We start from the raw sequence: 14274 nt of genomic DNA on the forward strand, positions 1-14274 counted from the left end.
TACTAAGAAATGACGGTTGAAAATTCAAGAAATTCGATTAGAATAGAACTAATCAATCGCAAAGGAGCAAATGAATGAGCAATACGAGAATCCCTTGGGACCAGTATTTTATGGCGCAAGCTGTTTTACTGTCTTTACGCAGTACGTGTTCCCGACTTGAAGTCGGCGCTACATTAGTCAAAGATCGCCGAATCATCGCTGGAGGCTACAATGGGTCAGTCAGTGGCGATGTACACTGCATCGACGATGGCTGTTATGTTGTCGATGACCATTGTATTCGGACGATTCATGCTGAAATGAATGCTTTACTGCAATGTGCAAAATTAGGGGTATCGACAGAGAATGCTGAAATCTATGTAACACATTTTCCTTGTCTTCCTTGTACGAAAGCCATTTTGCAAGCAGGTGTTAAAAAGATCCATTATTTGAATGATTATCGTAACAACCAGTATGCACTAGAATTGATTCAACAAGTAGGTGCTTCCGTCCACCAAGTTGAACTCGATCCTGTGTACTTCGAAAAACTATCCTTTGGTGTGCTGAATGATGCACAACCAACAAAAGAGAACTGATTCATTTCTATTTCTTAGTATTATTTTCGCTTGTTCGGTGACTGCATACTATGTGCAGTCTATCCTACTTGGATTCATTGCACTTTATTATTTCGCGATGCTTGTCTTAAAACGACAGGCATTTTTGTGCATGGTTTGTTTTGTCGGACTGTTGCTGTTAAGTGTCCGCGTCTCTCTATTTCGGACTGGGGACATACAAGAAGGTGAGTATCGAGGGGTAGTCAATGTGCTGCCAGACACGATCAAAATCAATGGTGATCTGCTTACGTTTGAAGCAAAATCCTCCGCAGGTAAAGTGATTGGCCATTACACGATTTCTTCAGAGACTGAAAAACAGCAATGGCAGGATCGATCCGATTGGGGAAGAAAGCTGCTGGTGAAAGGATTTTTTTCTCTTCCTGAAAGACCACGAAACCGCCACGGGTTTGACTATTCTGCCTATCTGTCCAGTCGATCAATTATTGGCTCAGTCCATATCGAGCAAATTGTAGGAATGGAAGCAGCAGACTCAGGCTTTTCGCTTGCAAAAGTTCGAGCGGATGTTATTTCTTCTGTTCAACGAATTTTTCCTGAACGATCCGCTACCTATATCAATGCATTGCTCTTTGGTTTTAAAGATCACGCGTTTCAAGAGGTGCGACAAATTTACAGTGCAAGTGGCTTGTTGCATTTTTTTACGATTTCAGGAATGCATATCGTCTTATTTTTCAAATGGTTTCGCGAGATCTTATGCCGATTGGGTTTCACGCAAAAAGAAATGTTGTTACCTTTGGTGGTCTTTTTCTTAGGGGCGATCGGTCTGTGTGGGGGTGGCATTAGTGTATGGCGCGCCGTCTTGGCATTGGCTGTTAATCAAGTGAACGCCCTTTTTCCTCAACGCCTATCGGGGAGTGATCGCTATGGGATTGTCCTGACAGCACTTTTATTCGTTGACCCCAAAGTATTGCTTCAAACATCGGGGCAACTAAGCCTTTTGATGACATTTTTGCTACTGATGCAACGACCAGTTGGATGGTCATGGTTTTGGTGTTGCCAATTCTTACCTGTACTTGCAGCACCCATCATTGTCGCAGTTTTTTATGAATTTCCGCTCTTTGGCGGCTTATTGACGTTTTTCTTTCTGCCGTTTTTTCAAGTAATTTTGCTACCAGCGTGTCTTTTATTGTTTATGGTCAGTACACTTTTCCCACCCATCAGGGGGCTGATTGTCGTTTTCGAAGGACTTTTGCTGCTTATGGAAATAATTATAGGCGCTGTTGGGGGCATTTCCCTGACAATTGGTGCTATACCTGTGGGATTGGCTGGCATCTGTTGTCTGCTTGGCCTGTTTTTTTATCAAAAGAAACGGTGGTTGCTGGTGATCTGTTTCTCACTCGTTATACCAACGGTCTACCAAAAAAACAGCGTTGTACCGACGATTAGCTATGTCGATGTTGGGCAAGGAGACAGCATCGTTTTGCAGGCAGAAAAGAATCGCGAAGTTTATGTGATCGATACTGGAGGTTCTTTGTCTTTTCCGAAAGAAAACTGGCAAGAGCGTAAACGACAAGCTGCCGCGGAATCTACATTGATTCCTTTTTTGAAGGGGGAGGGAGTCAGGAAGATTACTGGTTTGTTTCTAACTCATGGGGACACGGACCATATGGGGGACGCACTAGCATTAATGAAGGCGATCCCCGTTGAAACGTTATATCTTGTACCAGGAAGTGAACAAGATCACCGGATTGCCAAGCTATTAAAAGAGCTCCCTAAGCAGACAAGCGTTGTTTGGACGACGGTTGGCCAAGTGGTGGGTGATTTCCTTCAGTTGCAAGTATTGGCACCAGAATCAGGTGCAGGACAAAACGAAGATTCGATGGTGATTAAAACCAAGGTAGGGGATAAAACATTTTTGTTTACTGGTGATCTCGAACAAGCTGGGGAAAAAAAGTTGATTTATGATTATCCGAATCTTAAAGCTGATGTTTTGAAACTAGGGCATCATGGCAGTCGAACCTCTACGGCACCTGAGTTTGTTACGGCAATCGATCCCCAATTCGGGATCGTTTCAAGTGGACGGAAAAATCGGTACGGGCATCCTCATGAAGAGGTGCTGGAAACGTTGGCAAATCAGACCGTTTTGCGAACCGATCAGCAAGGCATGATCCAATTTATTTGGTCTGAAAAACAACAATCATTTTTGATAAAAACGCTGCTAGACTATCCGATTGACTAATGGTAGGATAAGAATGAAAGCGGGGGGAACGATGGAATTACAAAAAGCGTTGCATGCAATTCGAACCAAGGAGTTGCAATCGATTTATCTGGTCATCGGCAGTGAAATGTTTTTACAAGAGCAAGTTCGCACGGCATTTTTGGAGCGTTTTTCCGTTGGGAAAGATGATCTGAATTTTGCTTCCTTTGACATGGAGAAAGATCCCCTTGATATGGTGATCCAAGAAGCCCAATCGTTGCCTTTTTTTGGCGATCAGCGCTTACTTTTCGTCGAGCGGCCATTTTTCTTAACGGCTGAAAAAAAGAGCAATGCACCTGAGCATGACCTAGATGATTTCTTGAATTATATCAAAGACCCATTGGAATCATCGGTAATGGTGATTTTTGCAGATGTCGATAAATTAGATGAACGGAAAAAAATTACTAAGCAGCTGAAGAAAGCCGCAGTTGTGATTGATGTCGCACCTATGAAAGAAGCCGACGTGCGTCAGTATCTCCAACAGTCGTTGGCCAATGACGGCATCGAGATGAGCCGAGAGGCGTTTGATTTGTTTTTACGGTTAACGGATCTGCAACTTTCAAAAGCGATGCAGGAGTTACAGAAACTACGGTTGTATGCTGGAAATGGCAATAAAATCACGAAGGAGATCGTCTTGCAGTTGATCCCTAAGACGTTGGAACACAATGTCTTTGAATTAACCAGCGATGTCTTAAAGGGGAACGTATCGGATGCGTTGCGCTTGTATGACGATCTATTATTGCAAGGGGAAGAGACGATCAAGATCAATGCTATCTTGATCAGCCAAGTCCGTCTGCTGTTACAGGCGGCGATTTTGATGAAAATTGGCTACCAGCAAGCCAATATCGCAGAAACGTTGGGGATTCATCCGTACCGAGTGAAGTTAGCGATGCAGCAAGCTCGTGGGTTTGGAGAAAAGCAATTAGCAGCACTATATAGTGAATTGATCGAAAATGATTACTTAGTAAAAAGTGGTCAGATGGACAAAGAGTATTTGTTCCAGCTATTTGTTTTAAAACATGGCAAACAGTAAGTCAAAAAGAAAGGCGCAGCAATCATCGATTGCTGCGCCTTTCTTAATTTGCTTATTTTGCAATTTTTTTACTTAAACGAGATTTGTCGCGACTAGCTTTGTTCTTGTGGATCAATCCTTTAGTCTCAGCCATATCGATTGCTTTAACAGCATCTTTATATAACGCATCTACGTTATCAGCACCAGCTTCAACAGCTTGATCAAATTTTTTGATTGCTGTACGCATTGTGCTTACTTGAGATGAATTCTTAGCATTAGCCGCTTCGCTTGTGCGAACACGTTTGATTGCAGATTCAATGTTTGGCATGTATTTCACCTCCGAAAAAAAAGTTCAATTACGTTTAGAAAACGTATAAATCAACACTAGTCATTATACCTAATGCCAAGAGTGATTGCAATAAAAGTTGTAAAGAAATTTTACTTAACACAAAAAAATGATTTTTCGGTCACGCTATTTTTTACTTTATGGAATTTAAAAATACTTCTTTACACATTTTTTACAGAATAGTTATAAAAAGTTTACACAGAAAGAGCTTTCTATGCTATGATTACTTCGGAATTTTTAAATGGGGGAATCTATGTGAATATCGCTTTGTTTCTAACGATTGTCTTGTCATTAGGGGTGATTTTCGTCAACGGCTGGACGGATGCGCCTAATGCTATTGCAACCGCGGTCTCAACAAGAGTCTTACGTCCAAATATCGCCATTGGCATGGCGGTCGTCATGAATTTCTTAGGTGTACTGGTGATGACGTATTTTAATGCGCAAGTAGCAGAAACGATCAGCAACATTGTGACATTTGACTCAGGTGGAAGCTTTCGAGTCTCGCAGATTGCTTTAGCCGCTGCCTTATTCTCGATTGTCGTCTGGACGGTCGCTGCTTGGTACTTTGGGATCCCAACCAGTGAATCTCACGCATTGATCGCGGGATTGACAGGAGCTGCCATGGCTCTGGGTGGTTTACATGCAGTCAACGGTGAAGAATGGCTGAAAGTCTTGATCGGACTCGTTGTGTCTACGTTAATGGGGTTTATTGGTGGATTTTTGATCACAAAACTGATCGTTTGGCTCTTTCGTGATACGCAACGGCGAAAAGCCAACAAAATTTTTACGGTTGGGCAAGCCATTGCGGCTGGTGCCAATGCCTTCTTGCATGGTGCCCAAGATGGCCAAAAATTCATGGGTGTGTTCATGTTAGGCCTTTTTTACAACAATCTTGCTGAAAAGACTGGTAATGGCTTTGCGATCCCACTGTGGGTGATGGTTCTTTGCTCATTGACCATGGGGATCGGTACATCGGTCGGTGGGATGAAGATCATCAAATCAGTGGGAATGGATATGGTAAAGCTGGAAAAATACCAAGGCTTTTCTGCAGATGTTACTGCAGCAATCTGTTTGTTCTTGTCTTCTGTATTTGGTATCCCAGTTTCAACAACGCACACGAAAACGACCGCTATCATGGGCGTTGGAGCGTCTCGGCGTTTTTCTAGCGTTGATTGGCGCATTGTAAAAGAAATGATCTATGCTTGGATTTTAACCTTTCCTGGCTGTGGATTGATTGCGTTTCTAATGGTCAAATTTTTATTGCTAATTTTGTAAGGAGAGAAAGAAATGGCACGAAAAAAAGGATTCGATTATTTTGCAGCAATGGAGCAGTTGGCAACAAATGGTCATCTAGCTGCGAAACGTTTTTCGCTGTTGATCAATGATTACTCTGAAACAGCGTTAAGTGAAGCAGCAGCCGAGATTCATGGATTAGAAAAAGAAGGGGATAAAGTGATCGCTGAGCTAACGAATGAGTTGTACGACTCATTTATCACACCGATCGATCGCGAAGACATCTTGGTCATCTCTGAGCGCTTAGATGATATTTTGGATGGCATTATGGGACTGACTTATTTATTTGAGAATTTGGTCATTACAAAGATCCGCCCCGAGACGAACTTATTTGCTGAAATGATCGTTCAAGCGACACAAGGCGTTGAAACGGCCTTAAAAGAATTTCCTAAGTTCAAAAATTCAAAAACGTTGCGTCAAATGATCAATGATGTGAATACGATTGAATCAGAAGCAGATCTTTTGTATTCAAAAATGAAGAAAGCGTTGTTTACAGACGAAACGGATGTGCTGGAAATCATTAAATGGAAAGATATTTATGATCGTTTTGAATCCATCATCAACGACACCGAAAGTGCGGTTGATATTATTGACGGTATGGTAATCAAAAACACGTGATGGAATAAGAATTCTATTTAACGAAAAAAGAGCAACTATTGCAGCATTGAAATGCCCAATAGTTGCTCTTTTTGCTTATAATTGGATCAGCCAATAGCCAATCAAAATAATTCCTAAAACGATACGGTACCATCCGAAAACGGTAAAGTCATTCCGTTTGATGTAATTCATCAAGAAGCGGATCGCAATGATCGAAACGATGAATGATACGATGGTTCCTGTCAGTAAGATGACGGTTCCTTGAAAGTCAAAGGCATTGCCATCTTTCAAAAATTTGAAAATTTTTAATGCGCTGGCACCAAACATGGTTGGAATACCTAAGAAAAATGAAAATTCAGCAGCCACATAGCGAGAAGCGCCAATCATGATAGCACCTAAAATGGTGGCACCAGAACGAGATGTTCCTGGGATCAATGCCAATACTTGGAACATGCCGACGATCAAAGCCGCTTTGTAGGTGAATTTGTTCAAATCGGTGCATTTTGGTGCTTTATTTTTGTTTCGTTTTTCAACTACAATAAAGCCGATCCCATAAACGATCAAAACGATCGAAACCGAAAAGAAATTGTAGAAATGCGCATCTAACCAATCATCTAACGGCAATCCGATAATAACTGATGGTAAGACCGCAACAATAACTTTAAACCATAACGTCCACGTATCTTTTTTCTCTATCTCATTTTTTTGCGGCGAAAAAGGGTTTAGTTTATGGAAATATAAGTAGACGACTGCTAAAATCGCGCCCAATTGAATGACAACATTGAACATCGTCATAAATTCGGGGGTAACATTCAAACCGATAAATTCGTCGGCAAGAATCAAGTGACCGGTGCTGCTAATTGGCAGCCATTCCGTGATCCCTTCGATGATCCCAAATAAAATCGCTTTTATAAAATTTGTAAAAAACATTGGTCCAGTCCTTTCTATGACAAAATACAACTCTTAGTATACCGTTTCCTGATTCGAATACCAATCTTTTTCCTAAAAAAAGAGGGCAGTTTTTAAATCAAAAACTGCTCCTTTATTAAAGAAATTGATTTGTTGTTCAACGTTCTTCTTTAGGATAAAAGCTCTTGAGAGAGCGCCAAGCCTTTTTTGATGTATTCTGTGTTACCAACTTCGGCGATCGTAAAGCTGCCATCTTCGTAGATCAGTCGAGTGACCGAACCATTTTCAATATCCATACGAACATTGTTCTCATCATTGATCAAATGCAAAAGAAAAGCGATCGTTAAGCCATGAGAAACAACTAACGCATTCCCGCCGCCTTTTTTCTCAACGCGATAGGCGATATCTTCAAAACCGGTTTTCACACGTTCGGTCAAAACGTCGAAGGTTTCTGCCCAGTTGGCTGTATCGGCGTGGTAAATCGCATTGGCGATCGCCTCAAACGAGACATGATTGGCAATCATCTCATCGTAATCAGGAAAATCAAGGATTCTTGGTAGAACGCCCCACATCTCTGCATCGTAGGCCCCTTCAAGGGAGCCAAAGCACCATTCACGAATCCGTTTGTCGATATGGTAAGGGATTTCCGGTCCGCGGACATGTTCACCTAAGATCAAACGCATAGTCTCAATCGCTCGGCCGCTGTCACTGGATACTGCTTCCACAAAATCCACATCCCGTAATCCAAGTCCTAAATAGTGGATGCCTTGTTCACCGGTTCGAGTTAATGGTGTGTCACACCAGCCTTGCACCCGCTGCAATGTGTTGAACATTGTTTTCCCGTGACGCACGACATACAATTCCGTTTTTGCCATAACTAGTTATTCCTCCTTTGATTCGTCATATGTTTAAGCGTTAAAAAACGGATTGGTCCGTTTCTCAATCTCGATTGTCGTTGGTTCCCCGTGGCCAGGATAGACCGCCATTTGATTCGGTAATACAAAGAGTTGCGTTTGGATGCTGGTCAGCAATTGTTCAAAATTTCCGGTTGGCAGGTCTGTCCGCCCAATGCTGCCTTTGAATAAGGCGTCTCCGGAAACGACAAACTTGTCAAAAATAAAACTGACGCTGCCGATAGAATGACCCGGCGTTGCAACCACTTTAAAGAACATTCCAGCTATCTCATACTCTTTCAGTTCAAGCTCAATTTCTGCTGGACGTGCGGTGATGAGACCTAATTCAGGATGGCGTCCAGAAAGATTTTTCATAGGATCACTCAGCCACTCTTGCTCGAGCGGACTCACGTAAACGGGGATCTGATAATAATCCCGCAAATGGTCAACTGCGCCAATATGGTCATAATGAGTGTGGGTCAATAAAATCGCTGCTGGTTTTGCGCCGGTTTTTTCGATCTCAGCGATCAATCTCGCTGCTTCTGCTCCAGGATCAACAATCAACAAAAAATCTTCTTTCCAAATAAGGTAACAATTTTCTTGAACGGGCCCTGTCACTAAACCAATGATTTTCATGCTAAAACCTCCTAGGATCACAAATGCTTGTGTCTAACTATAAGTATAGCTTAAAGTATTAGAGGAAACAAAGAAAGGTTTTTAGGAGTGAAAAATTAATGATAAAAACGATAAATGTAGAAGACAATCGTCAGGCAGTCTGTCAATGGCTCAATCATTCATCTAAAAAAACGGAGGCAGTGAGTGCCTTTTCCGATCAAGAACAGCTCTCTTTGGCTTTTTTTGACAATCAGGATCAACTCGGTGGATTGATTGGGAAACGTACAGGCAATACGATCCATATTCAATTATTGGCAGTCAATCCAGACCATCAAAATCAAGGAATAGGGAAACAATTGATTCAAGCCCTCTTTGATTATGGGAAAAAAGTAGGATGTCGCTCTGTGACAGTCACCACCCAAGACTACCAAGCGCCGCATTTCTATCAAGCAGCAGGCTTCGAAACATTTGGTGTGCTTTCTGATACACCAGTGCTTGGCACAGATAAACTTTATTTTGTGAAGATGCTGTGACAGATCCTTCTGAGGCAAGTGGTCAGATAAAAAATAGTTTAATGAGAGAAAAGCTTAGAATTATTGTGGGAATTCGAAAATTTTTCTAAGAAACCGCACTAGCAAAAAACTGCTGTTATACTAATTAAAATAAGAAAGCGTGTGATTCGTTTGAAACTGGTTTAGTTTTTGACGGAACTATGAACATTCTTCGTGACCAACTACGAGGAAAATGTCTCATCTCTATCTTGCGTTAGTTTTGATTGGTATACATCAACTTTTTTGTAAGAAGGTGTTTTTATGAAAAAATCGCTGCAATTTTTGTTGACTCTATGCTTCGCCGCATTCGTTTTAGCGAGCTGTGGTCAGGAGGAGTTAGCCATCGACGATTCAAAAGAAGTTTCTGAAACCGTTACTTCCGCCTCGAAAGCGGTTGAAAATGGCGGCCTTGATTTAATGCTGATCCAAGATGAGAGTGTCATCTTTCCGCAAAGCCAAGGGGTTTATGATTTTCATGAAAATGAATTGACAATCGTTAAGCAGTATTTGCCGATGGCGGATTTAGAGGATAGTTCTGCCAGTGCCAGTGATGTTACCCTGTATGAAGGCCAAATCGAAAGTGATTTTCAGCGACATTTTTCCCATTCAGAGGTTCAGCTGTCGAATGATCCCTATCAAATCTATGAGATCACCTACCAAGATGCATCCTACACGGTTGAAGGGAAGCATTTGACGATCAAAGCAGATGGACGGACCTTTGAGTTCACCTTAGATTTAGACAATCAACAAGCTTATGACCAAAATGGTGTCAGTTATGATATTCAGGTGGATCAATAATTTTCCTTAAAAAATATTCCTGCTTTACTTGCTTAGGTGAGTAGAGTAGGTTTTTTTATAAACTTTCGACAAACCCATTTCTGGAAGTGGGAATGGTGTTGATTATTTGATGAGTAGGCATTTTGCCACAAGTGTTTTTTTTAGGGATAAAACCTGTTTGGAGAAAATACCATTCGCAGAGGACGAAAAGCTGTTTCTGTTCGCTTTTCCAAAAGCAAACTATCCGCTATAATGGCAAACAAGAAGGTGAACACGTGTATAAAGGAAAAGTTGCGGTTAGAAAAATCGTAGAATTTATTTTGCGCCGAGGCGATATTGATAGCCGCAAAGTCAGTAATCATACCGCGCAAGAAGGCGCCCGGATCCATCGCCAACTACAAAAAGAGGCCGGGGATGGGTATCAAAAAGAAGTCTTCTTCAAACGAGAAAGCCAAATTGAGAAAGATGCCATCACTGTCGAAGGACGTGCCGATGGTCTCTTTTTTGATGCTTCCGTTGATTCTTGGGTGATTGATGAGATCAAAACTTCAGAACCAGCTTTCGAAGATATTCCTGATGATCAAATCGACTTGTTTTTTGCCCAGGGAATGGTTTATGCTTATTTGTTTTTACTACAAGAAAATGAACAAGCAGCGCTTAGTGAGAGTGAAGATCAGGAGAAAAAAGAAGCCGTTTCTGCTGATCAAGAAGAAGCGAAGAAGCCAATCGATCGGATTGCCGTACAATTGACTTATTATCAAACGACTGAAAAGCAGATTACTCGTACGAGAAGAACGTTTCAGTTTTCAGAACTGGCAGTTTTTTATAAAGACTTACTTCAGGAGTATCATAAGTGGCTAGTCTTTCAAGAGAATTGGCGTCGTGTCCGAAATACATCTTTGCAGCTGCTATCTTTTCCTTTTGAAACCTTTCGCAAAGGGCAGCGAGAGTTAGCAGCAGCGGCGTATAAAACACTAAAAAATGGCAAGCGACTTTTTGCGGAAGCGCCCACTGGAACTGGAAAAACCATGTCAACATTGTTTCCCGCATTAAAAGTTCTCGGGGAAGAAGGGGCTGATCGGGTCTTCTATCTGACGGCGAAGACGATCACCAGACAAGTGGCTGAAGATGCATTGAGCAAGTTAGCAGACAACGGTAGTGAAACTAAGAGTGTCACGATCACTGCCAAAGACAAAATTTGCTTTTTGGATGAACGAAATTGTACGCCTGAGCATTGTCCTTATGCACAAGGCTATTACAATCGAATCAACGAAGCTTTGTGGGATCTGTTGCATCACGAAAACCAAATAACCCGAGAAGTGATCGAGACTTATGGAATGAAACATACGGTTTGTCCCTTCGAGCTTTCACTAGATGTCAGTGTCTTTTGCGATGTCATTATAGGTGATTATAATTATTTGTTTGATCCAACCGTTTATTTACGTAGATTTTTTGAAGAGCCAGAAGAAGAGTATCTCTTTTTAGTAGATGAAGCCCATAACTTAGTTAACCGTTCAAAAGAAATGTATTCCGCAACAATCTCGCGACAGCCATTTAAGGAATTAAAGAAGAAGCTGCCGAAAGATCAACAGAAATTAAAACGAGCACTAAACAAAGTTGATAAAGAATTTGTGACTATAGCCCAATTAGCAAAAGAGGAAGGATGGGAGTACCATCATCAAGCGGCTCCTCATGATACAATGGTCAACCAGCTTTACAAATTAGCTGAATTGATGAAGGAATGGTTGCCGGCAAATCCTGAGCATGAATTGCAAGAAGAAGTGTTGCAAGTGTATTTTGAAGCTAACCATTATTTGAAGATCAGTGAATTTTATGATGATCACTACGAAACGACGGTGGAGATCGACCGCTATGATATCAAACTAAGGCAATTTTGCATCGAACCAGCGCCGTTTCTCGAATCTGTGTTAGATAAGGGCAAGGCCAGTCTTTTGTTTTCTGCAAGTTTTACCCCCTTGTCTTATTATCAGGAGGTCCTAGGTGGTGGTGATGAAGCATTGCGCTATCGCTTGCCAAGTCCTTTTGATCCGAAAAATCAAGGAATTTTTATTGCGGACTATATCCAAACGACGTATCGCCAACGTGAAGCCAGCATTCCTGCAATCGTTGATGCGATCCAGCAAATGACCGCGGCGAAAGTGGGAAACTATATGGTCTTTTTCCCCTCTTATCGTTACTTGGATGATGTGGCGGCAGCATTTTCTCAACAGGCGCCAGAGGTGGAGGTCTTGATTCAGGGGACAGCTATGAATGAAGCTGAACGTGAAGCATTTCTTGCAAAGTTTCAATCCGTGAATCAGCAAGAATCATCCGTGCTAGAAACAATTCAAGATAAACAAGAGAGTCAACCAAAAACATTGGTGGCATTTTGTGTCCTTGGAGGAATTTTTTCTGAAGGGATCGACCTAAAAGGCGATCGCTTGATCGGTGCCGCAGTAGTAGGTGTCGGACTGCCGCAAATCAATCACGAACAAGAATTGATTCGGGAATATTACGATGAAAAAAAGGCAGCTGGCTTTGCGTATGCCTATCAGCTGCCCGGGATGAATAAAGTCCTGCAAGCAGCCGGTCGAGTGATCCGGGATGTCAGCGATCGCGGCGTGGTGTTATTGCTGGATCAGCGCTTTCGGACACCGCGTTACCAAGAACTTTTCCCACTGCATTGGCAGCATGCCTTGCAGATTCGTCGACCGCAAGAGTTATCAAAAGCATTGACTCATTTTTGGCAAGAAAAAAACTAGAAGCAGAGCTTTCAGGAGCGGTTGCGCAAAATCAGTAGATAAAGCTGATTTCGCCTAACCCTCACGTTAGACTCTGTTCTAGTTTTTTTGATTAGCGATAATTTGTAAACTGTAAGTCGATCGTCAAAGGCAGTTTACGCAACAATTGGATCACCTCTTGCAGATCGTCACGACTTTTGCCTGTTACCCGAATTTGATTGTCTTGAATTTGGGTTTTAACTTTTAGCTTGGCGTTTTTGATCGCTGTCGTTATTTTTTTGGCGTTTTCTTTATCGATCCCATTGATCAATTCTGCTGTTTGACGAGCTTTTGCCCCCAAGGCATGCTCCGTTTCGCCAAATTGTATATTTTTCGTTGGTACATTCCGTTTGATCAGCTTCGCAAAGAGCACATCTTTGATTTGCTCCAGCTTAAATTCGTCATCCCCAACAATCGTCAATTTGCCCTCAGTCATCTTGATTTCTACCGTGGAGCCTTTAAAATCAAATCGGTTTTTCAATTCTTTTTCCGCCTGTTGAATGGCGTTTTTCACTTCTTCTGTGTTGATCTCAGATACGACATCAAAACTTGCTTCTTTTGCCAAAATCAATCACTCCTCTCATCTCTTACTTATGATTTTAACATGGAGGCGAACGATGCGGGAATGAAAAGTAAATTTTTGCAAATAATTGTTTCATTTTTTCACACAAACTGCTATTCTTTGGAAGGAGATTTTTAGTGAAGGAGCTAGATCATTGTGAGTAAGTTATTAACGAAGCACGAACAATCAGAACGATTGAAAAAAATAGGGGTTATTTTGCTGTCAGGTATCACCGCAGCCATTGCTTTAAATTTCTTTTTGATTCCCGCAAACGTTCTTTCTGCTGGGATGAACGGGGTCGCCCAATTGATCGTGGCACTTGCCTTGGAACATTTTGGCGTTCACCTTAGTACAGGGCTGTTTATTTTCCTCTTAAACTTGCCTATTTTTGTTCTCGGGTTCATCAAACTCGGGAAATCATCGACACTATTGAGCTTTATCAATGTCGTTGTCGTTTCTGTCTTAACGATGATCCTTCCGCAAGGAGCGATCACTGACAATATTTTGGTTAACGCTTTGCTCGGTGGCGTACTGTTAGGCGTCGGCGTTGCGTTTTCACTGAAAATGGGTTTTACCACCGGCGGAATGGATATCCTTTCGTTGATATTATCAAAAACGACTGGAAAAACGGTCGGTAAATATATGTTTATTTTAAACGGCATCATTGTAATGGTCTCAGGTTTCGTCTTTTCTTGGGAAAGTGCCTTGTACACGATCATTTCGATTTTCGCGATGAGCTACGTGGTGGACATGCTGCACACAAGTCATCAAAAGGTAACGGCGATGATTATTACGACCAATGCGGAAGCTGTTGGGAAAAATATTTCTAAGCATGTGTTTCGCGGCATGACTTTGTTCCCCTCAGTCGGAGGGTATTCAGGCGTACCTGGCAATATGATCATGATGGTCGTGACGCGCTACGAGATCTACGATTTAGAACAAGCCGTTTTAGAAGCTGACGGCAATGCGTTTATTAATTTTGTGCCGACCCAATCGATTACAGGCCGTTTTGCGACAGATGATGAACAACGGACCTTTAAAACGACAGGAGTCTTCCCAGAACTGAAAATACACAAGAAAAGCCGTCCATAATCAAGGATCGTCCATTTACAAATCTTGCAAAAGAAGGTATTA

Annotated in this window: 14 protein-coding genes; 9 read left to right on the forward strand and 5 right to left on the reverse strand. The window is 41.9% G+C overall.

Annotated features, from left to right (window positions below):
* Positions 1-74: 74 nt before the first annotated feature.
* The 3 genes from IGI78_RS07455 to holA are packed head-to-tail and all read left to right on the forward strand — an operon-like array spanning position 75 to position 3838.
* Entirely contained in the window at positions 75-572 is a 498-nt protein-coding gene (locus IGI78_RS07455) for a ComE operon protein 2 (RefSeq protein ID WP_140966294.1), read from the forward strand.
* Entirely contained in the window at positions 544-2787 is a 2244-nt protein-coding gene (locus IGI78_RS07460; protein WP_140966293.1) for a DNA internalization-related competence protein ComEC/Rec2, read from the forward strand. The genes IGI78_RS07455 and IGI78_RS07460 overlap by 29 nt, the downstream gene beginning before the upstream one ends.
* Before the next feature lie 31 nt (positions 2788-2818).
* Positions 2819-3838 (forward strand): DNA polymerase III subunit delta, encoded by a 1020-nt coding sequence (holA, locus tag IGI78_RS07465; protein ID WP_288362188.1) that lies wholly within the window; start codon positions 2819-2821, stop codon positions 3836-3838.
* A 52-nt stretch (positions 3839-3890) separates the two neighbouring features.
* Here holA and rpsT read toward each other — a convergent pair whose 3' ends face one another.
* On the reverse strand, positions 3891-4145 hold the full coding sequence (rpsT, locus tag IGI78_RS07470; protein ID WP_005230162.1) for a 30S ribosomal protein S20: 255 nt from the start codon (positions 4143-4145) through the stop codon (positions 3891-3893).
* A gap of 237 nt (positions 4146-4382) precedes the next feature.
* On the opposite strand from rpsT, the gene IGI78_RS07475 reads away from it, so the two are divergent.
* Both IGI78_RS07475 and IGI78_RS07480 read left to right on the forward strand, forming a co-directional pair.
* Entirely contained in the window at positions 4383-5438 is a 1056-nt protein-coding gene (locus IGI78_RS07475) for an inorganic phosphate transporter (RefSeq protein WP_081118972.1), read from the forward strand.
* 12 nt (positions 5439-5450) lie between these two features.
* A complete protein-coding gene (locus IGI78_RS07480) occupies positions 5451-6074 on the forward strand; it encodes a DUF47 domain-containing protein (protein WP_077453729.1) in 624 nt (207 codons plus the stop codon).
* A gap of 75 nt (positions 6075-6149) precedes the next feature.
* On the opposite strand, the gene IGI78_RS07485 is transcribed toward IGI78_RS07480, so the two are convergent.
* From IGI78_RS07485 to IGI78_RS07495, 3 genes are all read right to left on the reverse strand, one after another.
* A complete protein-coding gene (locus IGI78_RS07485; RefSeq protein ID WP_005236259.1) occupies positions 6150-6983 on the reverse strand; it encodes an undecaprenyl-diphosphate phosphatase in 834 nt (277 codons plus the stop codon).
* A 149-nt stretch (positions 6984-7132) separates the two neighbouring features.
* A complete protein-coding gene (locus IGI78_RS07490; protein WP_077453728.1) occupies positions 7133-7837 on the reverse strand; it encodes a histidine phosphatase family protein in 705 nt (234 codons plus the stop codon).
* 33 nt (positions 7838-7870) lie between these two features.
* A complete protein-coding gene (locus IGI78_RS07495) occupies positions 7871-8491 on the reverse strand; it encodes an MBL fold metallo-hydrolase (RefSeq protein ID WP_140966566.1) in 621 nt (206 codons plus the stop codon).
* 98 nt (positions 8492-8589) lie between these two features.
* On the opposite strand from IGI78_RS07495, the gene IGI78_RS07500 reads away from it, so the two are divergent.
* From IGI78_RS07500 to IGI78_RS07510, 3 genes are all read left to right on the forward strand, one after another.
* Positions 8590-9003 (forward strand): GNAT family N-acetyltransferase, encoded by a 414-nt coding sequence (locus IGI78_RS07500; RefSeq protein ID WP_140966567.1) that lies wholly within the window; start codon positions 8590-8592, stop codon positions 9001-9003.
* 279 nt (positions 9004-9282) lie between these two features.
* Positions 9283-9819 carry a hypothetical protein gene (locus IGI78_RS07505; RefSeq protein WP_077453725.1) on the forward strand — a complete coding sequence of 179 codons (537 nt, stop codon included), beginning with the start codon at positions 9283-9285 and terminating at the stop codon, positions 9817-9819.
* A 254-nt stretch (positions 9820-10073) separates the two neighbouring features.
* On the forward strand, positions 10074-12560 hold the full coding sequence (locus IGI78_RS07510) for an ATP-dependent DNA helicase (protein ID WP_140966568.1): 2487 nt from the start codon (positions 10074-10076) through the stop codon (positions 12558-12560).
* Positions 12561-12651: 91 nt separating this feature from the next.
* Here IGI78_RS07510 and IGI78_RS07515 read toward each other — a convergent pair whose 3' ends face one another.
* Positions 12652-13143 (reverse strand): YajQ family cyclic di-GMP-binding protein, encoded by a 492-nt coding sequence (locus tag IGI78_RS07515; RefSeq protein WP_005230187.1) that lies wholly within the window; start codon positions 13141-13143, stop codon positions 12652-12654.
* Positions 13144-13296: 153 nt separating this feature from the next.
* Here IGI78_RS07515 and IGI78_RS07520 point away from each other — a divergent pair, with 153 nt between their 5' ends.
* A complete protein-coding gene (locus tag IGI78_RS07520; RefSeq protein ID WP_005230189.1) occupies positions 13297-14232 on the forward strand; it encodes a YitT family protein in 936 nt (311 codons plus the stop codon).
* Positions 14233-14274: the final 42 nt, after the last annotated feature.

This window comes from Enterococcus sp. DIV1767 (assembly GCF_050542585.1).
In the GTDB taxonomy this organism is placed as follows: Bacteria; Bacillota; Bacilli; order Lactobacillales; family Enterococcaceae; genus Enterococcus_D; species Enterococcus_D innesii.

Excerpts from the sequence above, each read along its gene's own strand:
- IGI78_RS07455 (WP_140966294.1), top strand. The coding sequence starts at position 75 with ATGAGCAATACGAGAATCCCTTGGGACCAGTATTTTATGGCGCAAGCT.
- IGI78_RS07460 (WP_140966293.1), top strand. The coding sequence starts at position 544 with ATGATGCACAACCAACAAAAGAGAACTGATTCATTTCTATTTCTTAGT.
- holA (WP_288362188.1), top strand. The coding sequence starts at position 2,819 with ATGGAATTACAAAAAGCGTTGCATGCAATTCGAACCAAGGAGTTGCAA.
- rpsT (WP_005230162.1), bottom strand. The coding sequence starts at position 4,145 with ATGCCAAACATTGAATCTGCAATCAAACGTGTTCGCACAAGCGAAGCG.
- IGI78_RS07475 (WP_081118972.1), top strand. The coding sequence starts at position 4,383 with ATGATTACTTCGGAATTTTTAAATGGGGGAATCTATGTGAATATCGCT.
- IGI78_RS07480 (WP_077453729.1), top strand. The coding sequence starts at position 5,451 with ATGGCACGAAAAAAAGGATTCGATTATTTTGCAGCAATGGAGCAGTTG.
- IGI78_RS07485 (WP_005236259.1), bottom strand. The coding sequence starts at position 6,983 with ATGTTTTTTACAAATTTTATAAAAGCGATTTTATTTGGGATCATCGAA.
- IGI78_RS07490 (WP_077453728.1), bottom strand. The coding sequence starts at position 7,837 with ATGGCAAAAACGGAATTGTATGTCGTGCGTCACGGGAAAACAATGTTC.
- IGI78_RS07495 (WP_140966566.1), bottom strand. The coding sequence starts at position 8,491 with ATGAAAATCATTGGTTTAGTGACAGGGCCCGTTCAAGAAAATTGTTAC.
- IGI78_RS07500 (WP_140966567.1), top strand. The coding sequence starts at position 8,590 with ATGATAAAAACGATAAATGTAGAAGACAATCGTCAGGCAGTCTGTCAA.
- IGI78_RS07505 (WP_077453725.1), top strand. The coding sequence starts at position 9,283 with ATGAAAAAATCGCTGCAATTTTTGTTGACTCTATGCTTCGCCGCATTC.